Origin of the sequence: Vibrio splendidus (genome assembly GCF_001557875.1) — a bacterium.
Classification (GTDB): Bacteria; Pseudomonadota; Gammaproteobacteria; order Enterobacterales; family Vibrionaceae; genus Vibrio; species Vibrio splendidus_F.
Map to the genome: position 1 here is coordinate 152,459 of NZ_LNRF01000007.1, position 26,185 is coordinate 178,643.

General features: G+C 45.4%; 27 protein-coding genes. 18 read left to right on the forward strand and 9 right to left on the reverse strand.

The window, feature by feature from the left end; translation table 11 throughout:
- The first annotated feature begins 5 nt into the window (after positions 1–5).
- On the forward strand, positions 6–326 hold the full coding sequence (gene metJ / locus ATB74_RS16580; RefSeq protein ID WP_004415993.1) for a met regulon transcriptional regulator MetJ: 321 nt from the start codon (positions 6–8) through the stop codon (positions 324–326).
- A 165-nt stretch (positions 327–491) separates the two neighbouring features.
- On the opposite strand, the gene ATB74_RS16585 is transcribed toward metJ, so the two are convergent.
- Both ATB74_RS16585 and rpmE read right to left on the reverse strand, forming a co-directional pair.
- A complete protein-coding gene (locus ATB74_RS16585) occupies positions 492–1,781 on the reverse strand; it encodes a malic enzyme-like NAD(P)-binding protein (protein WP_019821524.1) in 1,290 nt (429 codons plus the stop codon).
- A 333-nt stretch (positions 1,782–2,114) separates the two neighbouring features.
- Positions 2,115–2,333: a 50S ribosomal protein L31 gene (rpmE, locus tag ATB74_RS16590; RefSeq protein WP_004737142.1), complete on the reverse strand. Its 219-nt coding sequence runs from the start codon at positions 2,331–2,333 to the stop codon at positions 2,115–2,117.
- Between the two features lie 331 nt (positions 2,334–2,664).
- Between rpmE and priA the strand changes: the two genes are divergently transcribed.
- From priA to rraA, 7 genes are all read left to right on the forward strand, one after another.
- Positions 2,665–4,866: a primosomal protein N' gene (priA, locus tag ATB74_RS16595; protein ID WP_061019188.1), complete on the forward strand. Its 2,202-nt coding sequence runs from the start codon at positions 2,665–2,667 to the stop codon at positions 4,864–4,866.
- Between the two features lie 240 nt (positions 4,867–5,106).
- Complete coding sequence (gene cytR, locus ATB74_RS16600) at positions 5,107–6,111, forward strand: DNA-binding transcriptional regulator CytR (protein WP_017103629.1); 1,005 nt, start codon at positions 5,107–5,109, stop codon at positions 6,109–6,111.
- Positions 6,112–6,233: 122 nt separating this feature from the next.
- Entirely contained in the window at positions 6,234–6,773 is a 540-nt protein-coding gene (locus ATB74_RS16605) for an SPOR domain-containing protein (RefSeq protein ID WP_061019189.1), read from the forward strand.
- 224 nt (positions 6,774–6,997) lie between these two features.
- Complete coding sequence (gene hslV, locus ATB74_RS16610; RefSeq protein ID WP_004729692.1) at positions 6,998–7,546, forward strand: ATP-dependent protease subunit HslV; 549 nt, start codon at positions 6,998–7,000, stop codon at positions 7,544–7,546.
- A gap of 58 nt (positions 7,547–7,604) precedes the next feature.
- Entirely contained in the window at positions 7,605–8,945 is a 1,341-nt protein-coding gene (hslU, locus tag ATB74_RS16615; RefSeq protein ID WP_048605412.1) for an HslU--HslV peptidase ATPase subunit, read from the forward strand.
- A 155-nt stretch (positions 8,946–9,100) separates the two neighbouring features.
- Entirely contained in the window at positions 9,101–10,018 is a 918-nt protein-coding gene (locus ATB74_RS16620) for a 1,4-dihydroxy-2-naphthoate polyprenyltransferase (RefSeq protein ID WP_060983405.1), read from the forward strand.
- Between the two features lie 73 nt (positions 10,019–10,091).
- Positions 10,092–10,610, forward strand: a complete 519-nt coding sequence (gene rraA, locus ATB74_RS16625; RefSeq protein ID WP_060983406.1) for a ribonuclease E activity regulator RraA — start codon at positions 10,092–10,094, stop codon at positions 10,608–10,610.
- Positions 10,611–10,703: 93 nt separating this feature from the next.
- Here the strand turns inward: rraA and zapB are convergent, their stop codons facing one another.
- On the reverse strand, positions 10,704–10,946 hold the full coding sequence (zapB, locus tag ATB74_RS16630) for a cell division protein ZapB (protein ID WP_008219652.1): 243 nt from the start codon (positions 10,944–10,946) through the stop codon (positions 10,704–10,706).
- 324 nt (positions 10,947–11,270) lie between these two features.
- Between zapB and glpX the strand changes: the two genes are divergently transcribed.
- The 3 genes from glpX to ATB74_RS16645 all read left to right on the forward strand — a co-directional run bounded on the left by glpX (position 11,271) and on the right by ATB74_RS16645 (position 13,548).
- Complete coding sequence (gene glpX / locus ATB74_RS16635; protein ID WP_017061153.1) at positions 11,271–12,278, forward strand: class II fructose-bisphosphatase; 1,008 nt, start codon at positions 11,271–11,273, stop codon at positions 12,276–12,278.
- Between the two features lie 179 nt (positions 12,279–12,457).
- Positions 12,458–13,084: a helix-turn-helix transcriptional regulator gene (locus ATB74_RS16640; protein WP_060983407.1), complete on the forward strand. Its 627-nt coding sequence runs from the start codon at positions 12,458–12,460 to the stop codon at positions 13,082–13,084.
- 116 nt (positions 13,085–13,200) lie between these two features.
- Positions 13,201–13,548 carry a DUF3135 domain-containing protein gene (locus ATB74_RS16645; protein ID WP_060983408.1) on the forward strand — a complete coding sequence of 116 codons (348 nt, stop codon included), beginning with the start codon at positions 13,201–13,203 and terminating at the stop codon, positions 13,546–13,548.
- A 61-nt stretch (positions 13,549–13,609) separates the two neighbouring features.
- Here ATB74_RS16645 and ATB74_RS16650 read toward each other — a convergent pair whose 3' ends face one another.
- The gene (locus ATB74_RS16650) at positions 13,610–14,038 is read right to left on the reverse strand and encodes a DUF805 domain-containing protein (protein WP_060983409.1); all 429 of its coding nucleotides are present in this window, start codon (positions 14,036–14,038) and stop codon (positions 13,610–13,612) included.
- 45 nt (positions 14,039–14,083) lie between these two features.
- Positions 14,084–14,431, reverse strand: a complete 348-nt coding sequence (locus tag ATB74_RS16655) for a 5-carboxymethyl-2-hydroxymuconate Delta-isomerase (protein ID WP_017061157.1) — start codon at positions 14,429–14,431, stop codon at positions 14,084–14,086.
- Positions 14,432–14,680: 249 nt separating this feature from the next.
- Here ATB74_RS16655 and tpiA point away from each other — a divergent pair, with 249 nt between their 5' ends.
- The gene (gene tpiA, locus ATB74_RS16660) at positions 14,681–15,451 is read left to right on the forward strand and encodes a triose-phosphate isomerase (RefSeq protein ID WP_017061158.1); all 771 of its coding nucleotides are present in this window, start codon (positions 14,681–14,683) and stop codon (positions 15,449–15,451) included.
- A 150-nt stretch (positions 15,452–15,601) separates the two neighbouring features.
- Here the strand turns inward: tpiA and pfkA are convergent, their stop codons facing one another.
- The 3 genes from pfkA to ATB74_RS16675 all read right to left on the reverse strand — a co-directional run bounded on the left by pfkA (position 15,602) and on the right by ATB74_RS16675 (position 18,461).
- On the reverse strand, positions 15,602–16,564 hold the full coding sequence (pfkA, locus tag ATB74_RS16665; protein ID WP_017061160.1) for a 6-phosphofructokinase: 963 nt from the start codon (positions 16,562–16,564) through the stop codon (positions 15,602–15,604).
- Between the two features lie 315 nt (positions 16,565–16,879).
- Positions 16,880–17,788: a CDF family cation-efflux transporter FieF gene (fieF, locus tag ATB74_RS16670; RefSeq protein ID WP_060983410.1), complete on the reverse strand. Its 909-nt coding sequence runs from the start codon at positions 17,786–17,788 to the stop codon at positions 16,880–16,882.
- A 163-nt stretch (positions 17,789–17,951) separates the two neighbouring features.
- Positions 17,952–18,461 (reverse strand): CpxP family protein, encoded by a 510-nt coding sequence (locus ATB74_RS16675; protein WP_061019190.1) that lies wholly within the window; start codon positions 18,459–18,461, stop codon positions 17,952–17,954.
- A gap of 178 nt (positions 18,462–18,639) precedes the next feature.
- Here ATB74_RS16675 and ATB74_RS16680 point away from each other — a divergent pair, with 178 nt between their 5' ends.
- The 4 genes from ATB74_RS16680 to trmL all read left to right on the forward strand — a co-directional run bounded on the left by ATB74_RS16680 (position 18,640) and on the right by trmL (position 21,959).
- Positions 18,640–19,329, forward strand: coding sequence for a response regulator (locus tag ATB74_RS16680; RefSeq protein WP_061019191.1), 690 nt, complete (start codon positions 18,640–18,642; stop codon positions 19,327–19,329).
- Positions 19,329–20,708 carry an envelope stress sensor histidine kinase CpxA gene (cpxA, locus tag ATB74_RS16685; protein ID WP_061019192.1) on the forward strand — a complete coding sequence of 460 codons (1,380 nt, stop codon included), beginning with the start codon at positions 19,329–19,331 and terminating at the stop codon, positions 20,706–20,708. Before ATB74_RS16680 ends, cpxA begins: the two co-directional genes overlap by 1 nt.
- A gap of 76 nt (positions 20,709–20,784) precedes the next feature.
- Positions 20,785–21,402: a superoxide dismutase gene (locus tag ATB74_RS16690; RefSeq protein WP_061019193.1), complete on the forward strand. Its 618-nt coding sequence runs from the start codon at positions 20,785–20,787 to the stop codon at positions 21,400–21,402.
- Between the two features lie 77 nt (positions 21,403–21,479).
- Positions 21,480–21,959: a tRNA (uridine(34)/cytosine(34)/5-carboxymethylaminomethyluridine(34)-2'-O)-methyltransferase TrmL gene (gene trmL, locus ATB74_RS16695; RefSeq protein ID WP_060983415.1), complete on the forward strand. Its 480-nt coding sequence runs from the start codon at positions 21,480–21,482 to the stop codon at positions 21,957–21,959.
- Between the two features lie 167 nt (positions 21,960–22,126).
- Here the strand turns inward: trmL and ATB74_RS16700 are convergent, their stop codons facing one another.
- Positions 22,127–22,651 carry an FxsA family protein gene (locus ATB74_RS16700; protein WP_061019194.1) on the reverse strand — a complete coding sequence of 175 codons (525 nt, stop codon included), beginning with the start codon at positions 22,649–22,651 and terminating at the stop codon, positions 22,127–22,129.
- 284 nt (positions 22,652–22,935) lie between these two features.
- On the opposite strand from ATB74_RS16700, the gene aspA reads away from it, so the two are divergent.
- The gene (gene aspA, locus ATB74_RS16705; RefSeq protein ID WP_048612383.1) at positions 22,936–24,387 is read left to right on the forward strand and encodes an aspartate ammonia-lyase; all 1,452 of its coding nucleotides are present in this window, start codon (positions 22,936–22,938) and stop codon (positions 24,385–24,387) included.
- Between the two features lie 180 nt (positions 24,388–24,567).
- Positions 24,568–25,875 (forward strand): anaerobic C4-dicarboxylate transporter, encoded by a 1,308-nt coding sequence (locus ATB74_RS16710; protein ID WP_017630904.1) that lies wholly within the window; start codon positions 24,568–24,570, stop codon positions 25,873–25,875.
- Positions 25,876–26,185 lie beyond the last annotated feature (310 nt).

The following is a 26,185-nucleotide window of genomic DNA, read 5'->3' on the forward strand; positions in this document are numbered from 1 at the left end:
ACGCAATGGCCGACTGGAATGGTGAATACATAAGCCCATATGCTGAGCATGGAAAGAAAAGCGAACAAGTAAAGAAAATTACAGTTTCTATCCCTCTAAAAGTGTTAAAGGTTCTAACTGACGAGCGTACTCGCCGCCAGATTAATAACCTACGCCATGCAACAAACAGTGAGCTACTGTGCGAAGCCTTTCTACATGCGTACACAGGCCAACCACTACCAACGGATGAAGACCTTCGTAAAGATCGTCCTGACGATATCCCTGCTGAAGTTAAAAAACTGATGACAGAAATGGGTATCGAGTTCGAAGCGTTTGACGAAGAATAAAAACAACTCAGTCACTGCCTTCATTATTGATTCGCTATAGCTGACCCTATCTATCACATTATGCATTGCGTTTTTATGACTACGCTGCGAATGATAGACATAAAAAAACCGACTCCAGATGAGTCGGTTTTTTATTATTCTTTTCTCTCAATAGAGCAGCAGCTACTACGCCATGTAGTTAGCAGGCATCTCGATACGAGCTACGCCAGATTCAACAGCCGCTTCCGCAACTGCTCGTGCTACGCGAGGAAGTAGACGTGGGTCCATTGGCTTAGGAATGATGTAGCCTTTACCAAATTCCAGTGCGGTCTCACCCGCCGCTGCCAGTACTTCAGCCGGAACTGCTTCTTTCGCCAGTTCACGAATCGCTTTAACCGCCGCTAGCTTCATTTCGTCATTGATTTCGCTTGCACGCACATCTAATGCACCACGGAAAATGAATGGGAAACAAAGTACGTTGTTTACTTGGTTAGGGTAATCACTGCGGCCTGTACCCATGATTAGGTCAGAGCGAACTTCGTGTGCAAGCTCAGGCTTGATCTCTGGATCTGGGTTTGAACATGCAAACACAACAGGCTTATCAGCCATCAGCGTTAGTGCTTCAGCAGGCAGTAGGTTAGGACCCGATACACCCAAGAACAGGTCAGCGCCTTCGATAACATCTTCAAGAGTGCGCTTATCAGTGTTGTTTGCGAACAGCTCTTTGTATTCGTTCAGATCATCACGACGAGTGTGGATCACACCTTTACGGTCAAGCATGTAGATTTTTTCACGCTGAGCGCCACACTTAATCAGTAGTTCCATACAAGCAACCGCTGCTGCGCCAGCACCTAAACAAACGATCTTACACTCTTCAAGTTTCTTTCCTTGAAGCTCGATCGCGTTCAGCATACCCGCTGCCGTTACAATCGCTGTACCGTGTTGGTCATCGTGGAATACCGGAACATCACAACGTTCAATCAAGCGACGTTCAATCTCAAAACAGTCTGGTGCTTTGATGTCTTCCAGGTTAATACCGCCGAATGTATCTGCGATATTCGCAACCGTATCAACGAACTCATCGATTGTGCGGTGTTTTACTTCAATATCGATAGAATCTAAACCAGCAAAACGCTTAAACAGGAGCGCTTTACCTTCCATAACAGGTTTAGAAGCAATAGGGCCAAGGTTACCTAGGCCAAGAATCGCTGTACCGTTAGAGATAACAGCAACCATGTTGCCTTTACCTGTGTACTTATAAACGTTATCAACGTTCTGTGCGATCTCGCGAACAGGCTCAGCCACGCCTGGGCTGTATGCAAGTGCTAGGTCTTCTGCAGAGTTTGCAGGCTTCGTCAGTTCTACGGCAATTTTGCCTGGAATCGGGAACTCATGATAATCAAGAGCTTGCTGACGGAATTGTTCTTGAGGCGATAATTCTTGAGAGGATTGAGCTTGGCTGCTGTCTTCAGACATAGGTGTAGGTTCCTAGGATATTATTATTTGGGGGATCTTGTTCATGTTAATGGATGTACTTCAAAGTTCCTAGGTGGTTGAAGCCTCTGTCTCATTAAAAAACGAGATTTCACTACTAATAAGACCAGTGAGCAGTTGAAATTACTGTCGCTTGTTGAACTTTCGAGCTGAATTTTGGTGAAGAGAGATACGCAAGGAATTGCCCTGCAATAAAAAGGCAGGCACCTTATCGTTAGGCGGGATTGAAGCTTGAATGAAAGTCAGTGCTTTCTCAAATTACAGGCAACAAAAAAGGACACCGAAGTGTCCTTTTTCATGTCTAAATAGCGAGAATTACTTCTTGCTAGAAAGAGCACCGAAACGCTTGTTGAAGCGATCAACACGGCCGCCAGTATCTACGATACGTTGCTTACCAGTGTAGAACGGGTGACATTTGTCACATACGTCTAGGTGGATAGATTCTTTTGCAAGAGTTGAGTTGAACTCAAATGTGTTGCCGCAAGAACAAGTTGCAGTAACTGCTTTGTATTCTGGGTGGATTCCAGCTTTCATGGGATAACCTCAAGTAGGCCGTGTCGCTATACGATTCTAAGCCGCACACCACACGTAGTTTAAAAAAGAAATAAAGACACCGCATCGACACAAAAGAGTGATGAAGCCATACCTTTAAGGCGCAGTATAGTAATGAATCTATAAGGCAGGATCAACTGATTTGATACATTTTTCACCAATTCTCTCTTTATTTCCTTTATCGGCCTGAGATTTCGAGCTGTCGTTGTCTGTATACGTTAACTCGCTGCCTTCATCCAAACTGCTTCTCGAATTTAACCGCCTTATCCTTTAGACTGTTCGCTCTCGTCAACTCAGATAAAGCCGTCCCTTTATGCGTCCAATGATTGCCCGCGTGGCACTGCCTGTTCCACTCGACAAGCAGTTCGATTACAAGATTCCTAGCCACCTATTTCCGATTATTGGTGGACGAGTCTCTGTGCCTTTTGGACGACAAACCTTAACCGGTATTGTAACGGCTCTAGTTAACGAATCTGAATTCGAGCTAGACAAGCTCAAACCCATTAAAGCCCTATTAGACAATCAGCCTGTTTGGCCGGAATCTGTCTATTCACTGTTAATGTGGTGCAGTCAATTTTATCAGTACCCTCTTGGCGAAACCTTTGCTAACGCCCTTCCGAGCGCTCTAAGAAAAGGCAAAGCCGCCGACTTCGCAACGCTGGTTGAGTGGCAGTTAACGCCATCAGGCAAAGACCAACTGATGCAAGGTTTTGGTCGCGCAGTCAAACAAGCCAAAGTGATGCACATGCTTGAGCACGGCCCCGTTCCCCATCAAGAGTTCATTGATGAAGAAGTTGGCAGCGCCGTACTCAAGACACTAGAAGAGAAAGGCTGGATTGAATCGGTAGAGAAAAAGCCGAAGCGTCAGCCGTGGCCAGTTGATCTTGAAAACGACCAAGACAAACCTAAGCTCAATGCTGAACAGGCCATCGCGATTGCGACCGTTAATAGCCAAACCGACTTTGGTTGTTTCCTGTTAGAAGGCGTCACTGGCTCAGGTAAGACCGAGGTTTACCTGAATATGATTAAGCCGATTCTCGATCAAGGTAAACAAGCGTTAGTACTCGTGCCTGAGATTGGTCTCACCCCTCAAACGATTAACCGCTTTAAGCGACGCTTTAATGTGCCTGTTGAGGTTATCCACTCAGGTTTAAACGATTCTGAGCGACTGAATGCTTGGTTATCGGCACGCGATAAAATAGCGGGCATCGTGATTGGTACCCGTTCAGCTCTGTTCACGCCGTTTGCTGACCTAGGCATTATCATTGTCGACGAAGAACACGATGCTTCTTATAAACAGCAAGACAGCCTGCGCTACCACGCTCGTGATGTGGCGATCATGCGTGCTCATAAAGCGCAGATTCCAGTAGTGTTAGGCTCGGCGACTCCGGCCTTTGAAACACTGCACAACGCTCAGATCGGCAAATACAGTTATCTCACCCTTACTTCACGTGCGGGTGTCGCACTGCCGACCACCAATAAGGTATTGGATGTTAAAGGTGAATATCTAGAAAGTGGCTTGTCTGCGTCGTTAATTGCAGAGATGCAAAGACACCTCAAAGCAGGCAACCAAGTGATGCTGTTCCTCAATCGCCGCGGGTTTTCTCCCGCATTGATGTGTCACGATTGTGGTTGGACTGCCGAGTGTAAACGTTGTGATGCTTACTATACCTATCACCAATACAGTAATGAGATGCGCTGCCACCACTGTGGTTCTCAGCAGCATATCGTGCACAATTGCCAAGGTTGTGGGTCTGCGAACTTAGTGACTGTGGGTGTCGGCACCGAGCAGTTAGAAGCTCAGCTTGGCCAACTATTCCCTAAATACAAAACCATTCGTATTGACCGCGACAGCACCCGCCGTAAAGGCAGCTTAGAAAGCGCACTCGAGTCGATTCGTAAGGGTGAATACCAAATTCTTATCGGTACACAGATGCTCGCTAAGGGTCACCATTTCCCTGATGTGACACTTGTGGCGTTATTAGATGTCGATGGCTCTTTATACAGCAGTGACTTCCGAGCGTCTGAACGTCTTGCCCAGTTATTCATCCAAGTAGCGGGACGCGCTGGCCGTGCTAGCAAGCCCGGTGAGGTGATCTTACAGACTCACCACCCAGAACATGGGTTGCTGCAAGCCCTGCTGCACAAAGACTACAACCACTTTGCTCAGACGGCACTGGCAGAACGTAAGCAGGCAATGTTACCGCCTTATACCTTTATGACGCTGTTTAGAGCAGAAGCGAACGACACGCGCTTGGTGGAAGAGTTCTTACGTCAAGTTCGTCACACATTGGAATCGCATCCGCTGTTTGATCAATATTGCATGGTGTTAGGGCCAACCCCAGCCCCATTAGCAAAACGAGCAGGTAAGTCGCGCTGGCAATTGATTCTACAAACTCAAACTCGTTCGTTAATGCAGAAGTTATTAATGAGTGCTAAGCCGGCAATCAATATGTTACCTGCTGCGAAAAAAGTCCGTTGGTCACTCGATATTGAGCCGCAAGATTTGAGCTAAACCCACTTGGGTTAAAACTAATGATAAGTTTGTTCACAAATATTTCATATTTCTCGTGAGCAACTTCACACTAGTCATGTGATTTTTGTTAATCTAGCCGTAACTTTACACGGACTAAACGAATAAAATATTGCAATAAAAAAAGTGTTAGCAACACTTTCATAATATCTATTCGATTACATTTATTATTCATGCCTTAGATACTTAGGCAGCAAAGGAACTTAAAAGAGGGTTTAATTTATGGCGACAATGAAGGATGTTGCCCAGCTAGCAGGCGTCTCAACAGCCACAGTATCACGTGCATTGATGAACCCTGAGAAAGTCTCAGTTTCAACTCGTAAACGAGTGGAAACAGCAGTGCTTGAAGCTGGATACTCACCCAATACATTAGCTAGAAACTTACGTCGCAACGAATCAAAAACCATCATCACTATTGTTCCTGATATCTGTGACCCTTATTTCGCCGAGATCATTCGTGGTATTGAAGATGCCGCAGTAGAAAATGACTACCTTGTTCTACTGGGTGACAGTGGCCAACAAAAGAAGCGTGAATCTTCGTTTGTTAACTTAGTTTTCACCAAACAAGCTGACGGCATGCTGTTGCTTGGCACTGACCATCCGTTTGATGTCAGCAAACCTGAACAAAAAAACTTACCGCCGATGGTGATGGCGTGTGAGTTTGCCCCTGAACTTGAACTTCCTACCGTACATATCGACAACCTGACCTCGGCATTTGAAGCGGTTAACTACCTAGCTCAGTTAGGTCATAAACGTATTGCTCAAATCTCAGGCCCAGTATCAGCAACACTTTGTAAGTTCCGTCAACAAGGCTACCAACAAGCGCTACGCCGTGCTGGAGTCTCAATGAATCCAGCCTACAGTACGGTCGGTGATTTTACCTTTGAAGCGGGTGCTCAAGCAGTTCGTCAATTGCTAGCACTACCTGAGCAACCAACCGCTATCTTCTGTCACAACGATGCGATGGCCATTGGCGCTATTCAAGAAGCGAAGAAGCTGGGCTTACGCGTTCCTCAAGACCTATCGATTGTCGGCTTCGATGATATCCAATTTGCTCAATACTGCGATCCACCGCTCACCACCATCTCTCAACCTCGTTATGAGATTGGACGCCAAGCGATGTTGATGATGCTTGATCTACTGAAAGGCAACGATGTGCAAGCAGGTTCGCGTCTACTTGAAGCTAAATTAGTGGTTCGAGGCAGTACAGCACCACCTCGAATGTAACCCTCAAAAATACCCTTACAAATCTGCGGCACATTTTGATGTGCCGCTTCCATTTCAGCACTATTATCCTCGCGCAATCTGGATTACCATGAGGGCAGAATCAGCAACTATTGAATTGTCTTGTGGCTAATAGAGATTATGTAAAGCGCGGTCGTGGTACGAAAAAACCGACCAAGAAACAAGCCCCTCGCCGTAAACCTTGGCGCAGTGGTCTTTTGGCGATCCTCCTTGCCGGTGGTTTTGGTTACGGACTTTACCTATTGAGTAATGATCCTGAGCCGCCAGCACCTGCTCCTGTGGTAACCACACCAAAACCTAAGCCAAAACCAGCGAAAGTGATTCCACCGCCTCCTGAAGAGAAGTGGGACTACGTTGAAACGCTGCCAAGCCGCGAAATTGAAGTAAAAGCCAAAGAACAACAGATCTCTAAGATCCCTTACATCATGCAGTGTGGCGCTTACAAAACCTCGTCGCAGGCAGAAGCACGTAAGTTGGATATTGCCTTCCAAGGTATCTCGAGTGAGATCCGCAAGAAAGATGGTAGTAGCTGGTACCGTGTGGTTCTAGGACCCTACAAGTTGAAGCGTGACGCAGAACGCGATCGCCATAAGCTGCAACGAGCGAAAATCGAACCTTGTGCTATTTGGAAAGACACCGAGTAATTTAGATTCAACGGTAATCTCAGCCTTAGTAAAAGCCGAAAAACAAACACCGAAAACCTCCCACTGTGGAGGTTTTCTTTTATCCCCCTCCCCTTTAACCAAATTTCGTTACAACTTCCGCCGATAAGTTTGCACGACATCACTCACCCTTCCTTGAATTATCCGAGCACCATCCTCATATACTTTTTATACCCAAAGATAAGAAATATTAAGAGGCCCTACTCGTGACTACCATTGTATCTGTACGTCGTAATAATAAAGTCGTCATCGCGGGTGATGGACAAGTATCTCTAGGCAATACTGTAATGAAGGGCAATGCCCGTAAAGTACGTCGCCTATACAACAACAAAGTACTGGCAGGTTTTGCTGGCGGTACCGCTGATGCTTTCACGCTATTCGAAAAATTTGAAAGCAAGCTGCAAATGCACCAAGGCCACCTGACCAAAGCTGCCGTTGAGCTAGCGAAGGATTGGCGTAGCGACCGTGCTCTACGTAAGTTAGAAGCACTGTTAGCAGTCGCGGATGAGACCGCTTCACTAATCATCACAGGTAACGGTGACGTAGTTCAACCTGAGAACGACCTGATTGCGATCGGTTCGGGCGGTAACTTCGCTCAAGCTGCCGCTACTGCACTATTAGAAAATACTGATTTAGATGCGCGTGAAATCGCAGAAAAGTCGCTGAACATTGCAGGCGACATCTGTGTCTTCACCAACCATCACCACACTATTGAAGAACTAGAAAGCACCGTTGAGCTGCCAAAGCCAGAGTAACGACCGCTTCCATCAATAACGTTGTATTCAACAGTGATTAAAGAATTAAGGAAAAACCATGTCTGAGATGACTCCTCGCGAAATTGTTCACGAACTCAATCGCCACATTATCGGCCAAGACAACGCTAAGCGTTCAGTGGCTATCGCTCTGCGTAACCGCTGGCGTCGTATGCAGCTTGAAGAAAGCCTGCGTGTTGAAGTATCACCAAAGAACATCCTAATGATTGGCCCGACGGGTGTCGGTAAAACTGAAATTGCTCGCCGTCTAGCGAAACTAGCAAACGCGCCTTTCATCAAGGTAGAAGCGACTAAGTTCACCGAAGTTGGCTATGTTGGTAAAGAAGTTGAGACCATCATCCGTGATCTAACGGACGTTGCCATCAAGATGACGCACCAACAAGCGATGGAAAAAGTACAGTACCGTGCTGAAGAACAAGCTGAAGAACGCATTCTTGATGCCCTACTGCCACCAGCACGTGATGCGTGGGGTCAGAACGAACAATCAACTGAAGACACCACCTCTTCAAACACTCGCCAGATTTTCCGTAAGAAACTGCGTGAAGGTAAACTGGACGACAAAGAGATCGAAGTCGATGTAGCCGCACCGCAAATGGGCGTTGAAATCATGTCACCTCCAGGCATGGAAGAGATGACAAACCAGCTACAAGGTATGTTCCAAAACCTAGCTGGCGACACCAAGAAAAAGCGTAAGATGAAAATCAAAGACGCATTCAAAGCACTGACAGAAGAAGAAGCTTCGAAGCTTGTGAACCAAGAAGAGCTAAAAGAGAACGCTATCTTCAACGCTGAAAACAACGGTATCGTATTCATCGATGAGATCGACAAAATCTGTAAGCGTGGCGACAGCTCAGGCCCAGACGTATCTCGCGAAGGTGTGCAACGTGACCTACTGCCTCTTATCGAGGGCAGCACAGTATCAACCAAGCACGGCATGGTGAAAACGGACCACATCCTGTTCATCACATCAGGCGCATTCCAAGTGGCTAAGCCATCTGACCTGATCCCTGAACTACAAGGTCGTCTACCAATCCGCGTAGAACTTGAAGCGCTTTCAGCACATGACTTCAAACGCATCCTGACAGAACCAAAAGCCTCTCTAACAGAGCAATACATTGCCCTGATGAAAACAGAAGATGTCAGCATTGAGTTCACTGAAGATGGCATCAACCAGATTGCGGACGCAGCATGGCGCGTAAACGAAACCACTGAAAACATCGGTGCGCGTCGTCTACACACGGTAATGGAGCGTCTAATGGATGAGATTTCATTCGAAGCAACAGACAAAGCTGGCAGCAAGCTAGTGATTGATGAAGCTTACGTAACATCGAAACTTGGCGAATTCGTTGAAGACGAAGACCTAAGCCGCTTCATCCTGTAGCACACCAAACTCCAACTTATTGCTCTATCTCAAAGAAATAGCAGCTAATAAGCGAATTCAAGGCCCACTTTCGAGTGGGCTTTTTATTACCCGAAAAATGGGCGTATACTCAAATCACAGTATGAAACGAAGACTTACAAAGAATTAGACCTACGATGAAACAATCTCTACTGATTTGGCTTGATGCCGCACGACCAAAAACTCTGCCTCTCGCACTTGTCTCTATTCTTACAGGAAGTAGTTTAGCGTTCGCCGGTGGTCAGTTTTCTTTATCAATAGCATTACTGGCTTTTTTAACCGCCACCCTATTACAGATTCTATCAAACCTCGCCAATGACTATGGCGACGCAGTAAAAGGCACAGACAACGAAAACCGTCTGGGGCCTACACGTGCCATGCAATCTGGCGCGGTAACAGCGAAAACCATGAAGCAAGCGATCATCCTCAACATCGTGTTTACCGTGATTGCCGGGCTGATTCTTATTTTTCATGCGCTGAGCTCTCTCGAAAGTATCTTATCTTTCATTGCGTTAGGCGTATTAGCCATTGTTGCAGCCATCGCTTACACCGTCGGTAATAAACCTTATGGCTATATTGGCCTTGGTGACTTATCGGTGTTTATCTTCTTCGGTTTGTTAGGTGTTTCAGGGACTTACTTCTTGCACACTGGCCATGTTGAACCAAGCCTGTTTTTGCCTGCTTTAGGCTGCGGACTGATGGCGGTGGCGGTACTCAATATCAACAACATGCGTGATATCGAAAACGACAGCGAATGCGGTAAGCGCACCATGGCGGTTCGCCTAGGACAGCGCAAAGCAAAGCACTATCATTTTGCACTGCTTGGCCTCGCCCTCGCGTCTTTCGCTATCTACCTACTTATTCAAGAAAAACCAGCCTGGATCAGTCTGCCGTTTTTACTGAGCATTATTATCGTTTATAAGCATGGTAAGGCTGTTTGGGAAACCGAAAAACCAGCACAGATCGCACCAATGATGCCTGTGATTGTGAAATGTTCATTGGTCACTAACCTATTGTTTGCAGGGGTTGTCGTAGCTCAAACTCTATTGAGTTAATTGAGACTAATCATTGCAAAGGGATCAAGCACCGATATACTCAAAGTAAGCTCATTGTTCAAAAGGTATACGAATGGAATACAACACTTCAGCACTGTGCGACATATATTTGGATCAAGTTGATGTCGTGGAGCCAATGTTCAGCAACTTCGGTGGACGTGCATCCTTCGCAGGACAGATCACGACATTAAAGTGTTTTGAAGACAACGCTTTGATTCGCTCGGTATTAGAACAAGATGGTCTAGGGCGTGTACTGTTAATCGATGGTGGCGGATCACTGCGCAAAGCGCTGATCGATGCTGAAATTGCCTTACTTGCCGAAGACAATGAGTGGGAAGGAATTGTGGTTTACGGCTGCGTTCGTGAAGTCGATGAGCTTGAAGACATGAACCTAGGCATCCAAGCCTTGGCTTCTATCCCTGTTGGAGCGAGCCAAGAAGGAGTCGGTGAAATAGACGTTCCTGTGAACTTTGGCAGCGTGACCTTCTTACCAGAAGATTATCTCTACGCCGACAACACCGGCATCATTCTTTCTGCAGAACCTCTAGATGTAGAACTCGATCTGGATGTCGAAGAAGAAGAGGTCGAGTAATTCACTCGGCTTTGAATAATAAAACAAAGATTAAGTACAAACAAAAACGCCCGCTACTGAGTAGCGGGCGTTTTTTTAAATCTGAAGAGTCGATTACTCTACTTCATCCATTTTACCAAGAAGGTTACGGATGCGATCTTGCCATGCTGAATGCTCTTCCTGCATTTGCTGAGTTTTTTGCTCTAGCTCGTGACGGCTTGCTTTAAGCTCACCAGCTTCTGTTGCTAGTGCTTGTTTCTCTTCTTTAAGCTCTTCCACTTCCATTTGAAGAAGTGCAATTGTATCTACTGCTGTTTGAATTTTTGCTTCTAGCTGCTCTAGTACTTCAAAAGACATTCTGGCCTACCTTTAAGTTATCCGTTTGATGGTGAAGGTTCACTCCACTTATTTCCCCATTCTACTCAGCAGAGCAAGGATAAACACTCAATATATTCGATATTTTGCGCCATTCGATGAAAAAAACAGCGCTTTTTACCGAATATTGACGTGAACGATTACCGCCACAACGGCAAACCGATTATTTTGATGAATAATAACTGTTTTCCACTGCGAATTGATCGAGAGCAATCTCCAAAAAACAAAAAGGCAAACGTTTCCTTTTGGATATGGTAAAATTCGCCGCGAAATTTCTATTCCCCCTTTGAAAATTTTGGAGTCCGCATGAAACGCGATTTAGCAATGTCATTCTCTCGTGTCACAGAAGGTGCAGCACTAGCTGGTTACAAGTGGCTTGGCCGTGGCGATAAAAACGCTGCAGATGGCGCTGCTGTAGAAGTAATGCGTAGCCTATTAAACAAAACCGAAATTAGCGGTGAGATTGTTATCGGCGAAGGTGAAATCGATGATGCACCTATGCTGTACATCGGCGAAAACGTAGGTGTGGGCGGCGACGCTGTCGACATCGCAGTTGACCCAATTGAAGGGACACGCATGACAGCAATGGGCCAATCAAATGCATTGGCTGTATTGGCGGCAGGCGAAAAAGGCAGCTTCCTTAAAGCGCCTGATATGTATATGGAAAAGCTAGTTGTTGGCCCTGGCGCTAAAGGCGTGATTGACCTAGAACTGCCACTCACAGAAAACCTAGAAAACATCGCTAAAGCACTAGGTAAAACACTCGATACTTTAGTCGTAACCACACTTGCGAAGCCTCGTCACGATCAAGTAATTGCCGATATGCAAGCCATGGGCGTCCGTGTATTCGCAGTACCAGACGGTGATGTTGCAGCGTCTATCCTAACCTGTATGCCAGACAGCGAAGTAGACGTCATGTACTGCATCGGCGGCGCACCTGAAGGTGTGGTTTCTGCTGCGGTAATTCGCGCACTCGACGGCGACATGCACGGACGTCTTCTACCTCGTCATGAAGTTAAAGGCGACACAGAAGAAAACCGCAAGCACGGTGAACTTGAGCTTGAGCGTTGTGCTGAAATGGGCGTAACGGCGGGTATCGTGTTGAAGATGGAAGACATGGCTCGCAGCGACAACGTTGTGTTCTCAGCAACGGGCATCACTAAGGGTGACTTGCTAGAAGGTATTTCTCGTCAAGGCAATATCGCGACAACAGAAACCCTGCTTATCCGTGGCCGCTGCCGTACGATTCGCCGCATCAAATCTATCCACTACCTAGAGCGTAAAGATCCAGAAGTAGTAGGTCATATCCTGTAAGCCTAAATTCGGTGAAACAGAAAATTCCAAGGCTGATACCTAGTATCAGCCTTTTGTTTTATTAGCGCACCAGAATCTGACCATGGCTGCCAATAGAGTAAAACGCTATCTATATAGTAAATAGTTTGCTTTATAAACACCTTGCCTCATAATAGTAAGGTTGATGAGGTAGGGATAGTATGAAAACAAGCGACAAAATCTTACAGACCATTAAGCGTCAAGGCGCGGTAACCGCGAAGCAGCTGTCAGAAGAATTTGGCATGACGACAATGGGTGCAAGGCAACACCTGCAAAGCCTGGAAGATGACGGTATTCTTGCGTTTCATGACGTCAAAGTAAAAGTGGGGCGCCCGACTCGCCACTGGTCTCTGACGCAACGAGGTCACAGCCAATTTTCAGACCGACATGGTGAACTCACCATTCAAGTGATTGATGCTGTGGAGAATCTATTTGGTAAAGAAGGGCTGGCTAAGGTTGCTGCCGAGCGTGAACAACACACACTCAAGCAGTATCAAACTGCATTGTCTGACTGTAATTCACTCATCAGCAAGCTTAAAAAACTTACCCAGCTTCGTGAAGACGAAGGCTACATGGCTGAGCTTCAAGAGCATGATGATCACTACATCTTGATTGAGAACCACTGCCCTATCTGTAAGGCTGCAACTCGCTGCCCTAGCCTGTGCCAATCTGAGCTCAACGTGTTTACTGAGTTACTAAAAGATGAGTGCCACGTGAGCCGTACAGAGCACATCATTACTGGCGAACGACGCTGCACTTATACCTTAACGCCCTCACTTTTCTCCTAACTTCAGGCAATTGATGCTGTCTCAATATTGAGAAAACACAGATAGATTAAAATTTGTACAGATTTCTTTCTTAAGCTTATAGCATATGAAACATGCTTAATGCTAAGGAAGGAATCATGGCATATCCGCAACCCGCTCAAAAACTGCCACCCTTTGATGAACTGGTCCAACTCGCAAAAAGCGATCCTAAAGCATTCAACCAATTCAAACACGAGATGTGCGAGCAGATGATTTGTTCGGCTTCTGAAGCCATGCAAGGCAGGCTACGCGCTCAGCAAAGTCACATCGACTTAGTGGTTAGCCGTTGTAAAAACCCACACCATGCCAATGTTGTGCTCATGCAAGAACTTCGTTGTCAGGTATGTAAATTCCAAGAGGCACTCGAAGGCCGTTGCAGATTCGAAGAATCTCTACCTGAGAATGTTGTGCCCTTCAGGCCGGATACAGAGCCCAAAATGTACTGAAAGTAGAATAGTATAAAAAAGAAAAAAGGGAGCGCGATGCTCCCTTCTTATCTATTCCTTGTTAATACTTACACGGGTCTTCGCCGTAGTCGTTGCGGCCTTCTGTACCTTTCAACAAGCCACACTCAATAAGAATCCATAAACCACACACTAATGCCGCAACGGTTGCCGCCATATGAACTGGCGATACCGACTCTGTGGTAGTCGCAGCCATTGGTGAAGCTAAGCGACCCAGAACCAGAGGCACATTTAACAATAACCAGTAATTCGACTTATTGCGATCGTGCCAGCGCTTAGCGGTAACCGCTAGATCTGGGATCACTAGCAGCAATAGGAAGATTGGTAGCAGGATATAAGAGTAAGCAGGGAACAATACAGAGATACCAGAAGCAAAACCGGTAATCGCTATGTAGTAGAAAATATTCCAAATCCAGTAAGTCTTACGACCAATTCTCCCCTTGAAAGAGAGCAGTAATTCTTTCATCGACATCTTAAATACTCAAATTTATACGCCGCTAAAAGTCAGCAGCAATGGTTAGTTTATTACTTTTTGAAAGCAACTTTTATCCATATCACGAATATTCACCGTTAAGCTTCTTACATGACTCGCTTGTTCTTGCAGGATCTGCATTAACGATCGTGACAATTCTCGCTTTTGCTCTTCCGTTCGTCCCGAAAGTAACTCAAAGCTGATATGAATAAAGTCTACACTATCTTCCTCATCACCGACCAACCAATTATGGCAACGCAGTGAACGAGACTTCACTGACGGCACATCAAACAAGCCACATGTGAGAGCGACTTGGTGGAGATCTTCCAGCAAGCCTTGGATATTTACTCGCTCATCCACTGAATTGGAGTACTCTAGAACTAGATTCGGCATTGTTACTTCCTGTTGTTAACGCAATCGTTTGTCCCTTAATAACAACTAACGATGAAAAATCCGAGAAGTTAGCTATTATTCTGTCTGCCGGATCACTGATATATGCTCAAAATCTACTCTGACCATTGAGTAAGATCCAAGAAAGTCATGACCACAGTCATGATCTGTTGATATTAATCTGTTATATTATTTCGTAATAAAGTTTACTTTTTTACATTCGATTTATTTAAATACTTTGGAGATATTCCTATGCGTCATCCTGTAGTTATGGGTAACTGGAAACTAAACGGCAGCAAAGAAATGGTTGTTGATCTACTAAACGGTCTTAACGCTGAACTTGAAGGCGTAACAGGCGTAGACGTAGCAGTTGCTCCACCAGCACTTTTCGTTGATCTTGCTGAGCGTACGCTTACTGAAGCGGGCAGCGCGATCATCCTAGGTGCTCAAAACTCTGACCTAAACAACAGCGGTGCATTCACTGGCGACATGTCTCCAGCAATGCTTAAAGAGTTCGGCGCATCTCACATCATCATCGGTCACTCTGAGCGTCGTGAATACCACAACGAATCAGATGAGTTCGTAGCTAAGAAATTCGCATTCCTAAAAGAGAACGGCCTAACTCCAGTTCTTTGTATCGGTGAATCTGAAGCACAAAACGAAGCAGGCGAAACGGTTGCAGTATGTGCTCGTCAACTTGACGCTGTTATCAACACTCAAGGTGTTGAAGCTCTTGAAGGCGCTATCATCGCTTACGAACCAATCTGGGCTATCGGTACTGGTAAAGCAGCTACAGCTGAAGATGCACAACGCATCCACGCTCAAATCCGTGCACACATCGCAGAGAAATCTGAAGAAGTTGCTAAGAAAGTTGTTATCCAATACGGCGGGTCTGTTAAGCCAGAAAACGCAGCAGCTTACTTCGCACAACCAGACATCGACGGTGCTCTAGTTGGCGGCGCAGCTCTAGACGCGAAAAGCTTCGCAGCTATCGCTAAAGCAGCAGCTGAAGCAAAAGCTTAATTTAAACTTCACCGTTTAGATTAGATGAAAGGTCAACTTAGGTTGGCCTTTTTTATTGCCTGTCATTCCAGAAACCTCAAACGGCAGGCACAAAAAAACCGCTGAAGAATCAGCGGTTTTTAAATTCTTTAAGCGAACGCTAAGCGTGGCTTAGAACAACTCTTCTGCAACGCGGAACAGCTCAGAACGGTCTGGGTTCTGCATGTTCTCGATACAGTCGATGATGTCGTGGTGAACAAGTTCTTCTTTCTCGATACCAACACAACGACCACCGTGACCTTCTTGAAGAAGGTGAACAGCGTAGTTACCCATGCGAGAAGCCAGTACACGGTCAAATGCAGTAGGACGACCACCACGTTGGATGTGACCAAGAACCGTTGCACGAGTTTCACGACCAGTTGAAGATTCGATCTCTTTAGCCAGTTCGTTAGCATCCATCATTAGCTCAGTTAGAGCGATGATTGCGTGCTTCTTACCTTTCGCAATGCCATCTTGGATGTTGCTGATAAGCTGTTCTTTATCTAGACCAGTCTCTGGAGTAATGATGTACTCACAACCACCCGCGATTGCTGACATAAGCGTAAGGTCACCACAGTGACGGCCCATGATTTCAACAATAGAAATACGTTGGTGAGAAGAAGACGTGTCACGTAGACGGTCAATTGAATCGATAACAGTGTTAAGCGCTGTTAGATAACCGATTGTGTAGTCAGTACCCGCGATATCATTATCGATAGTGCCTGGAAGACCGATACATGGGTAACCCATTTCAGTCAGTTTCTTAGCACCCATGTAAGAGCCGTCACCACCGATAACAACTAGTGCTTCGATACCGTGCTTCTTAAGGTTCTCGATGCCTTTCTCACGAACAGCAACGTCTTTGAACTCAGGGAAACGTGCAGAACCTAAGAAAGTACCACCACGGTTGATTACGTCAGATACGCTTGAACGGTCAAGCTTTTCGATACGATCTTCAACAAGGCCTTGGTAGCCATCGTAAATGCCGTAAACTTCAATGCCAACTGATAGTGCAGTACGAACTACGCCGCGAACTGCTGCGTTCATGCCTGGAGCGTCACCACCACTGGTCAAAACACCGATCTTCTTAATCATGCTCACCCTCGATTTTTGGGAATCTATTATTCAATTCTTTTGCTTGCTGACTGTATATCAACAAGATTTTAAATCTATATTTGTGCTTTATGTTACATTTCCTCAAAGGGAATAGCACTTAAATCGCGTAAATTTATGTAACATTTCTACTTCTGTAAGAGTATTACAGTTTTACTCAATAACTTTGTTGATTCACATCAGAATCAACATTAATTGTTATCAGCTGTATTTTGTCTCACCAAAGAACTAGCAATTTTTACTCACTTTAGTTCAAAAGCCACTCACTTACCATTTGCTACCCATTTTTTAGCTCGCTTACCATGAGTGGGATTTCTGCTGCTTCTCTGGTCCAAATACGACCGAGTATGGATCTTGATGAATTAATACATCAGCATCAGGGAAAACAGAGATAAGCTTGTCTTCTACTTCGTCAGAAATGCGGTGCGCTTCAATAAGTGGGATATTATCTTCGAGTTCTAAATGTAATTGAATGAACCGAACAGGCCCTGAACGGCGCGTTCTTAGTTGATGCACACCCAATACCCCTTCAACACTCAACGATGTCTCTTTAATTCGCTTGAGCTCTTCATCAGGCAACTTCCTATCAAGCAGAGATTGAATCGCTTCCATCGCCATTTGATAAGCGCTGTAAAGAATGTAGATACCGATACCAATAGCGAATACTGAGTCTGCTTGACCGATGCCAAACCAGCTAAGTGCCAATGCCAGCATGATCGCCGCATTCATATAAAGGTCAGACTGATAATGAAGAGAATCGGCAGCTATCGCCTGGCTACCCGTTTTACTCACAACGTATTTTTGGAATCGAACCAAACCAAAGGTCATTACAATCGCGAACAAGCTGACATAGATACCAATTTCTGGAGAGTTCAGCTCATGTGGTCGGAAGAAACGCTCGATACCATTGAGAATAAGGAAACAAGCGGAACCGGAAATAAACATAGCTTGTGCTAATGCGGCAAGAGATTCTGCCTTACCATGGCCAAAGGTATGTTCTTTATCAGCAGGTTGCAGAGAGTAGCGAACGACGACGAGGTTGACGACAGAAGCGGCGATATCCAACAGCGAATCAACAACAGAAGCTAATAAACTGACTGAACCTGTCACCCACCACGCTGCAACCTTCACAACCAATAATATGGTAGCAATGATGGTGGCAGCCCAAGCGGCGAGCGTAACTAAACGTGCATATTCTTGTTTCATAAACTGGCTATAAAGTGACTAATAGCACAAAGTATAACTCGCAAACAACCGATTGAATATGACAGCCATGATGTAAAATATTCATTTTTAAGGATCAAAAAAAGCGGCACACAGCCGCTTATTTGCAAACACCTTCATTCAACTCGGCTTTTCAAGCCATGAATTACTTATCTTTGTTCATGTGCTTTTCCATTTTGTCCGCACATTTCACCATGCGCTCTTGCTGGATTTCTTTCAGTTGAGTCTTTTGTTCAGCCGTGAGTACACTCATCATTTGATGCTGCTTCTTAAGCATTGTTACACGACGTTCAGCTTGCTTCTCAGCCATTTGGCTTGCTAAATCGTTTGCTGCTGCTTCATCAAAGTTGTCTGCAAGCACCAATGCTTGAACTTTCTCGTGATGCGCTTTCATTTTCGCCATCTTGTCAGCTTTATTACCTGAGTGTTTTGCTTTCATCTCAGCACGGTTCGCTTCACGCATCTCTTTTAGTTCTGCTTTTTGAGCATCAGTCAGGTCTAGTTGACGCATCACTTTCTTATCGAAGCCACCGCACTTACCGTGCATGCCTTTGTGGTCGCCTTTATCGCCACCGCCGTATGCGTATGCACTTGCTGTACCTAAAATAAGTGGGAGTGCTGCAGCTGCTAGTACAATTTTCTTAGTCATTTTCATAATCTTTGCCTCAATTCGGTATAATAAGTCATGTGTTGCGTCTGTTTCTCAGCGCTTGAATATAGATTAGTCTTTTCCTCGTAAAGTGACGTTTAGAAAGCGTAAAGAATCGTAAAGAGTGAAAGCTGACCAATAATTAGCAGTATTATTAACCTAACTAAATGATTAAGGCTTCCCAATGGCGAACATTCTTCTTATTGATGACGACACCGAGTTAACTAGCTTACTCAAAGACATTCTGAGCTTTGAGGGCTTCACTGTTTCCGAAGCCAATGATGGCTATGCAGGGCTTGAAGCTATCAATGATGAGATTGACCTGATTCTTTTGGATGTGATGATGCCGCGTCTTAATGGCATGGAAACGCTAAAGAAACTGAGAGAAAATTGGGAAACGCCAGTGCTGATGCTGACAGCCAAAGGCGAAGAGATCGACCGCGTTATTGGTCTTGAACTTGGCGCTGACGATTACCTACCTAAGCCTTTCAGTGACCGCGAACTGTTAGCGCGTATTCGAGCTATCTTGCGTCGAACGCAAACCACCAGCGTGCCTAAAGCCGTCAGCGATAAGGTTCAATATCAAGACATTGAGGTATTCCCTGGCAAACAAGAAGCTTACTGTAATGGCCAGATTATCGACCTAACTACTACCGAGTTCGCCTTACTAAGTCACCTAATCCAGAACCCAGGGCAAGTGATCACCAAAGAAACGTTGAGTTTAGATGTGCTCGGTAAAAGACTAGCAGCATTTGACCGTGCGATAGATATGCACATCTCCAACCTACGTAAAAAGATTCCTGAACGCAGTGACGGTAAACCTCGCATTAAGACCTTGCGTGGTCGTGGTTACTTATTAGTAGAGGAAGATTAATGCGTATACCTAAAATCACCAGCTTATATGGACGTATCTTTGCTATTTTTTGGTTCACCATGTTACTGGTGCTTTTGTCGGTACTGTCGCTTCCCCATTTAGACCCGCGTGTAGCACGCGATGTGCCCGCGGATCATCTCAATAAATTAGAGCGTATCGCTAAATTCACAGAGAAACGCTACGCCAAAGAACCGAATCTGGGCAAAATTGTATTCCAACTTGAGGCACCACGTAGCCGCAAGGACTCACGGGCTCGCATCTACTTAACCGACCTTGAAGGAGCCGTCCTTACCTCTAAGAGACATTCAGACTACAAGTTGAAGGCAATTCGCAACTTTGTGACCTCAATTGAGAACCCTGAAGTGCCGAAACAAAAGCTCTACGGACATTACATGGTGGCCGGTCCAGTACCGATCAAACTGGCAGGTGAAGAGTTGTTAATGTATGCCGGAGTGAAATGGAATCAACCACCGCCATTCTTGTTACGCCTGTTTGATAGACCTTTACAGCTATTGCTTGCTGTCATGTTAGCGAGTACTCCGCTATTACTTTGGCTAGCTTGGGCACTGAGTCAACCAGCTCGCAGGCTAGAACGCGCTGCGCAACGTGTAGCGAAAGGCCAGTTTGAGGTCGACCCAACACTTGAAAAAGGTACCTCTGAATTCAGACAAGCGGGTGAAAGCTTTAACCAAATGGTCGAAGCGGTAAACCAGATGATTTCGGGGCAACAGCGACTGCTCTCTGATATATCACACGAGCTCCGCTCACCACTGACTCGCCTACGCATGGCCAATGCACTTGCAATTCGTAAGCAAGGTGAGAGCCAAGAACTTGAACGTATTGATACCGAAGCACAACGTCTTGAACAGATGATCAGTGAGCTACTGACGTTATCTCGTATGCAAGTCGACAGACACATTACTCGTGAGGTTCAGCCTATCTCGAGCCTATGGGAAGAGATCTTGAAAGACGCACAGTTTGAAGCCGAACAGATGGGCAAACAACTGACGTTCTCAGAGATCCCTGAGCGTTCTATTTCGGGTAACCCTAAGCTGCTGATGAGCGCGCTAGACAATATTACGCGTAACGCTATCTACTACGGCAAAGACCAAGTGGATGTGCAATTCCATGTGGTTCAGGATCAGCTAACAATTTGCGTCAATGATAATGGTGATGGTGTACCAGAGGATGAACTGGATTCTATCTTCAGGCCTTTCTATCGTGTTTCCACTGCTCGTGATCGTAATACCGGAGGCACAGGGCTTGGGTTAACCATTACTGAAAGTGCGATTCGCCAGCACAGCGGAACCATCACTGCAAGCCGCAGCCAGCTCGGTGGATTACAACTCGAAATAACCCTGCCTATCTTACCAGTGTAATACCCCCACAAAGATCGCAGTTGATAATGATTACCACTATCATTATGGTAAATCCTCTAATTACGGAGGATTTACCATGTCTCACATTTTCCCTGAACTACCCTATGCTTACGATGCTTTAGAACCGTACATCGATGCTAAAACGATGGAAGTGCACTACAGCAAACACCATAGAACCTACTACGATAAGTTTGTTGCTGCGGTATCGGGCAGTGAACTTGAGCAGCAATCTCTGACCGAGATCTTCGCTAATATTTCTCAGCACAGCCCTGCTGTTCGTAACAATGGTGGCGGCTACTATAACCACATCTTATATTGGAACTGCATGTCACAAGACGGCGGTGGCGAACCCACGGGCCAGCTTGGCGAGGCTATCAAGAGTACATTTGGAGATTTCGAAGCCTTCCAAGATAAGTTCGCTCAAGCGGCAATAAACACCTTCGGTTCGGGCTTTGCTTGGTTAGTGGTAGAAGACGGACAACTGAATATCATCTCGACCTCGAACCAAGATAATCCGTGGATGGATACAGTGGCGAGTGATGGCGAACCGATTCTTGCGCTCGACGTTTGGGAACACGCTTACTACATCAGCTACCAAAACCGTCGCCCAGACTACATCAACGCCTGGTGGAACGTGGTCAACTGGAATACCGTGTCTGAAAACTACACACAAGCACTCGCCAACCAAGCCTAAGCTGATGGTGGTGAACTGTACTCACTCAGCTTGCCACCGTATACTCTGTCTATCTTTGATTATTCTTGTGAACCAACATGTTTGATATCGCTCTATACGAACCAGAAATTGCACCCAATACGGGTAACATCATCCGCCTATGTGCTAACTGCGGCGCAAACCTGCACCTTATCGAACCACTTGGTTTTGATTTTGAAGAGAAGAAAGTTCGTCGTGCTGGTTTGGATTATCACGACCTAGCGCGTGTGAAGCGTCACAAGAACTTAGAAGCCTTCCTTGAGTATCTAGAGAATGAACGCGAGGGTGGCTTCCGCATCTTTGCTTGCACCACTAAAACGACAGGTCACCACGTTGATGCGAAATTCCAACAAGGTGATGTATTGATGTTTGGCCCTGAGACTCGCGGCCTACCTGCTGAGTTCATCGAAAGCATGCCAATGGAACAACGTATTCGTATTCCAATGATGCCAGACGCGCGCAGCCTAAATCTGTCTAACGCAGTGGCAATCATTGCTTTTGAAGCATGGCGACAAATGGGTTTTGAAGGCGCGGTATAATACCAATCGCAGTAAACAACCGCTCATCCGCCCTGTTATCTATTACTTGATATCACGAGTAAGTAATACTCAATAAAAAAGGCTGTTACCGTTATCACTTTCTTACGAAGGATAAAAGTAACAGCCTTTTCTGTTTTCCCCTCTATATAAAGAAGAGGAAAAGTGGATTAGTTTAATCGGTTACGATCGTTATCGTCGTCTTTCTTCTCAAACTCACCTTCAAAGGTGTTGCCATCTTTTGACTGGTCAAATGGGTCGCGATTGAATGGGTCTTGTCCAAAATGGCTCTGACCAAAGCCGGTTTGTCCACCCGCATGGAAACCACCAGACATATTTTTAACCACCATTTTTTCCATCATTTTCTTGGCAATCATCGCTCTTGGTGCTGGTAGCAACACCAACATACCCAGCGCGTCTGTCATGAAACCCGGAGTCAGTAGTAATACGCCTGCAACCGCAAGCATCACGCCTTCAAGAATCTGTTGTGCCGGCATTTCGCCTTGTTGCAATCGACCTTGAACAGACATAAGTGTCTGAATACCTTGGCTACGAACAAGAGATGCACCAACAAATGCAGTAATCAAAACCAACGCAATAGTTGGCCACAATCCTAAGAAGCCACCAACTTGAATAAATAGCCCAATCTCAATGATGGGTACGAAGATAAATAGTAATAATAAGATAGGAAACACACGCCCTCCTTTGTTACTTCCAGTTTACGCTGAAAGCCCTACCAATCTCAAATTTATCCTGTAAATAAGCGTGTTTATTGACCCGGAATAAGTTTGCTGAATATTGACGAAACAAAACCGAAAAAGGTGATCAACTTAATATTTTTATGCGCTAAGTACAGTATCATGTGCCACATAAGTCAGGACGGATTTATCAGCCCAATATTCTAGCGAACGGAGTATTTGCACACAGAATAGGCTAATAACTAACTATATAATCAGAATAATTCTCTAAGGATCCTGTTATGGCTACTCAATCAGAAGCTCAAGTTGAAGCTCCTCAAGCTACTCGTCTCGAAGAAGATCTATTAGGTCAACGTCATGTTCCGGCTGATGCTTACTACGGCATCCACACTCTACGCGCAGTTGAAAACTTCAACATCTCAAATGTAACGATCTCAGATGTACCTGAATTCGTTCGCGGTATGGTAATGACCAAGAAAGCGGCGGCTTTAGCAAACAAAGAGTTAGGTGTAATCCCAAGCGAAGTGGCTAAATACATCATCCAAGCTTGTGACCTAATCCTAGACACGGGCAAGTGCATGGATCAGTTCCCATCGGACGTTTTCCAAGGTGGTGCTGGTACTTCTGTAAACATGAACGCGAACGAAGTTATTGCGAACGTGGCACTTGAACTTATGGGCAAAGAAAAAGGCCAATACGAGTTCATCAACCCAAATGACCATGTAAACCGCAGCCAATCTACAAACTGTGCTTACCCAACTGGCTTCCGTATCTCTGTTTACAACAGTGTTCGTAAACTGATCGACGCTATCGAATACCTAAAAGGCGCATTCGAGCTTAAGAGCCAAGAATTCAATACAATTTTGAAGATGGGTCGTACTCAACTTCAAGACGCAGTTCCAATGACGGTTGGCCAAGAGTTCCATGCTTGGGCAGTAACCATCAATGAAGAAATCAAAAACCTAGAATACACTTCAAAACTACTGCTTGAAGTAAACCTAGGCGCAACAGCTATCGGTACCGGTCTGAACGCAGCACCGGGTTACCAAGGCCTAGCAGTGAAACACCTAGCAGAAGTAACAGGCCTAGAGTGTGTTGCGGCTGAAGATTTAATCGAAGCAACGTCTGACTGTGGCGCATACGTAATGACGCACGGCGCACTTAAGCGTCTAGCGGTTAAACTGTCTAAGATCTGTAACGATTTACGTCTACTTTCTTCTGGTCCTCGTACTGGCCTGAACGAACTGAACCTACCTGAACTACAAGCTGGCTCTTCAATCATGCCTGCTAAAGTAAACCCAGTTGTACCTGAAGTAGTAAACCAAGTTTGCTTTAAAGTTCTAGGTAACGACAACACGGTTTCTTTCGCTGCAGAAGGTGGTCAACTGCAACTGAACGTTATGGAACCTGTAATCGCACAAAGCATGTTTGAGTCTCTAGATATCCTAACAAACGCATGTGTGAATCTACGCGACAAGTGTGTAGACGGCATTACTGTAAACAAAGAAGTATGTGAATCACACGTATTTAACTCTATCGGCATCGTAACTTACCTAAACCCATACATTGGCCACCACGAGGGTGACATTGTCGGTAAGATCTGTGCTGAAACAGGTAAGAGTGTGCGTGATGTGGTTCTAGAGCGCGGTTTATTAACCGAAGAAGAGCTTGATGACATTTTCTCTGTTGAAAATTTAATGCATCCTCAGTATAAAGCAAAACGCTACGAATAACGTTAGCGAAAAAGGGCTCCAAGCGGAGCCCTTTTTTAGGCTCCAATACGGTTAACCCTGCTTATTATGTGGATTTCCATTGGTTGCGTTTTTGCTAAATTGAATCTAAATCATAGAACTATTATGTGAACATTCCATCGGCGAATGTTCACATAATAAAATCTAAATGAGGTGTTACTTATGATTGCAGTAGAACTATTTATCGTCCTGCTCTTTATCTTTTTGGGGGCCAGAATTGGCGGTATCGGTATTGGTTTTGCCGGTGGTGCTGGTGTTATTGCCCTTTCACTTATTCTTGGCGTTCCAACAAGCCAATCTTTCATCCCGATCGACGTAATCTTGATCATCATGTCGGTTATTACCGCTATTGCTGCAATGCAAGTTGCTGGCGGTATGGACTGGTTGGTGCAAATTGCAGAAAACTTTTTGCGTAAACACCCTGAACGCATCACCTTTTACGCGCCGATTGTGACCTTTGTAATGACACTAATGGCGGGTACTGGTCACACAGCATTCTCTACGCTTCCTGTTATTGCAGAAGTAGCGAAAGGCCAAGGTGTTCGTCCTTCGCGTCCACTGTCTATCGCGGTTGTCGCTTCTCAAATTGCTATCACAGCTTCGCCAATCTCGGCTGCAGTTGTCGCTTTCGCAGCAATGCTGGCACCATTTGGTGTTGATTACCTAACGCTATTGATGGTTTGTATCCCAACAACCTTCATCGCTTGTATGGTTGGTGCTGTTGTTGCGAACTACATGGGTAGCGAACTGAAAGACGATCCTGTTTACCAAGAACGTCTAGAGAAAGGTCTAATCAAACTGGCGACAGAAGAGAAACGCGAAATATTGCCAACAGCGAAGAAAGCAACGTACATCTTCCTAGCTGCGATTGGTTTCGTGGTTTGTTACGCAGCGGCTATCTCTAGCTCTGTTGGCCTAATTGAAAACCCAGCGCTAGGTCGTAACGAAGCGATCATGTCTGTGATGCTGGCAGCAGCAGCGGCTATCGTGATGTTCACTAAGATTGATGCAGCGAAGATCTCTTCAGCGCCAACGTTCCGCTCTGGCATGACAGCGTGTGTATGTGTACTTGGTGTGGCTTGGTTAGGTTCAACGTTTGTAAACGCACACGTTGCTGAAATCAAAGACGTAGCAGGCGCTCTACTGGCTGATTACCCATGGATGCTGGCTCTTGTTCTGTTCTTCGCTTCTATGCTGCTTTACTCTCAAGGCGCAACAACGGTTGCACTGATGCCTGCAGCACTAGCGATTGGCGTAGCACCACTAACAGCCGTTGCTTCTTTTGCTGCGGTAAGTGCGCTGTTTGTACTGCCAACTTACCCTACGCTACTAGCGGCAGTTGAAATGGATGACACAGGCTCAACACGTATCGGTAACTACGTATTCAACCACCCATTCTTCATTCCAGGTGTGGTAACAATCAGTACTGCGGTAGCACTAGGCTTCGCATTCGGCGGTTTGTTTATCTAACATACGCTGGCGTATTGAACATTTAAAAGGAGGCTTCGGCTTCCTTTTTTGTTTTCTGCTAAATGTATTATTTGATACGCATCAAATAACCATTATAAAATTCAAAAACGGCTTAAAAATAAAGTTTGAATAAAATTCCAAGATTATTCTAACCGTTCATAAACAACACCTACCAAATCAATCCTCCCCCACTTACCCTTAATCCACAACGAATATTAATCCAAGCTAACTAACCAAAAAACCTTGCCATTTTTTTACCATTTTCTAACCCATTCATTAGCCATTATTTTTGTGAACAGCACCAAACTTA

What these genes read in the sequence shown, in the direction of transcription:
- metJ (WP_004415993.1), top strand. Translation starts at nt 6, where the DNA reads ATGGCCGACTGGAATGGTGAATACATAAGCCCATATGCTGAGCATGGA.
- ATB74_RS16585 (WP_019821524.1), bottom strand. Translation starts at nt 1,781, where the DNA reads ATGTCTGAAGACAGCAGCCAAGCTCAATCCTCTCAAGAATTATCGCCT.
- rpmE (WP_004737142.1), bottom strand. Translation starts at nt 2,333, where the DNA reads ATGAAAGCTGGAATCCACCCAGAATACAAAGCAGTTACTGCAACTTGT.
- priA (WP_061019188.1), top strand. Translation starts at nt 2,665, where the DNA reads ATGCGTCCAATGATTGCCCGCGTGGCACTGCCTGTTCCACTCGACAAG.
- cytR (WP_017103629.1), top strand. Translation starts at nt 5,107, where the DNA reads ATGGCGACAATGAAGGATGTTGCCCAGCTAGCAGGCGTCTCAACAGCC.
- hslU (WP_048605412.1), top strand. Translation starts at nt 7,605, where the DNA reads ATGTCTGAGATGACTCCTCGCGAAATTGTTCACGAACTCAATCGCCAC.
- ATB74_RS16620 (WP_060983405.1), top strand. Translation starts at nt 9,101, where the DNA reads ATGAAACAATCTCTACTGATTTGGCTTGATGCCGCACGACCAAAAACT.
- rraA (WP_060983406.1), top strand. Translation starts at nt 10,092, where the DNA reads ATGGAATACAACACTTCAGCACTGTGCGACATATATTTGGATCAAGTT.
- zapB (WP_008219652.1), bottom strand. Translation starts at nt 10,946, where the DNA reads ATGTCTTTTGAAGTACTAGAGCAGCTAGAAGCAAAAATTCAAACAGCA.
- glpX (WP_017061153.1), top strand. Translation starts at nt 11,271, where the DNA reads ATGAAACGCGATTTAGCAATGTCATTCTCTCGTGTCACAGAAGGTGCA.
- ATB74_RS16640 (WP_060983407.1), top strand. Translation starts at nt 12,458, where the DNA reads ATGAAAACAAGCGACAAAATCTTACAGACCATTAAGCGTCAAGGCGCG.
- ATB74_RS16645 (WP_060983408.1), top strand. Translation starts at nt 13,201, where the DNA reads ATGGCATATCCGCAACCCGCTCAAAAACTGCCACCCTTTGATGAACTG.
- ATB74_RS16650 (WP_060983409.1), bottom strand. Translation starts at nt 14,038, where the DNA reads ATGTCGATGAAAGAATTACTGCTCTCTTTCAAGGGGAGAATTGGTCGT.
- ATB74_RS16655 (WP_017061157.1), bottom strand. Translation starts at nt 14,431, where the DNA reads ATGCCGAATCTAGTTCTAGAGTACTCCAATTCAGTGGATGAGCGAGTA.
- tpiA (WP_017061158.1), top strand. Translation starts at nt 14,681, where the DNA reads ATGCGTCATCCTGTAGTTATGGGTAACTGGAAACTAAACGGCAGCAAA.
- pfkA (WP_017061160.1), bottom strand. Translation starts at nt 16,564, where the DNA reads ATGATTAAGAAGATCGGTGTTTTGACCAGTGGTGGTGACGCTCCAGGC.
- fieF (WP_060983410.1), bottom strand. Translation starts at nt 17,788, where the DNA reads ATGAAACAAGAATATGCACGTTTAGTTACGCTCGCCGCTTGGGCTGCC.
- ATB74_RS16675 (WP_061019190.1), bottom strand. Translation starts at nt 18,461, where the DNA reads ATGAAAATGACTAAGAAAATTGTACTAGCAGCTGCAGCACTCCCACTT.
- ATB74_RS16680 (WP_061019191.1), top strand. Translation starts at nt 18,640, where the DNA reads ATGGCGAACATTCTTCTTATTGATGACGACACCGAGTTAACTAGCTTA.
- cpxA (WP_061019192.1), top strand. Translation starts at nt 19,329, where the DNA reads ATGCGTATACCTAAAATCACCAGCTTATATGGACGTATCTTTGCTATT.
- ATB74_RS16690 (WP_061019193.1), top strand. Translation starts at nt 20,785, where the DNA reads ATGTCTCACATTTTCCCTGAACTACCCTATGCTTACGATGCTTTAGAA.
- trmL (WP_060983415.1), top strand. Translation starts at nt 21,480, where the DNA reads ATGTTTGATATCGCTCTATACGAACCAGAAATTGCACCCAATACGGGT.
- aspA (WP_048612383.1), top strand. Translation starts at nt 22,936, where the DNA reads ATGGCTACTCAATCAGAAGCTCAAGTTGAAGCTCCTCAAGCTACTCGT.
- ATB74_RS16710 (WP_017630904.1), top strand. Translation starts at nt 24,568, where the DNA reads ATGATTGCAGTAGAACTATTTATCGTCCTGCTCTTTATCTTTTTGGGG.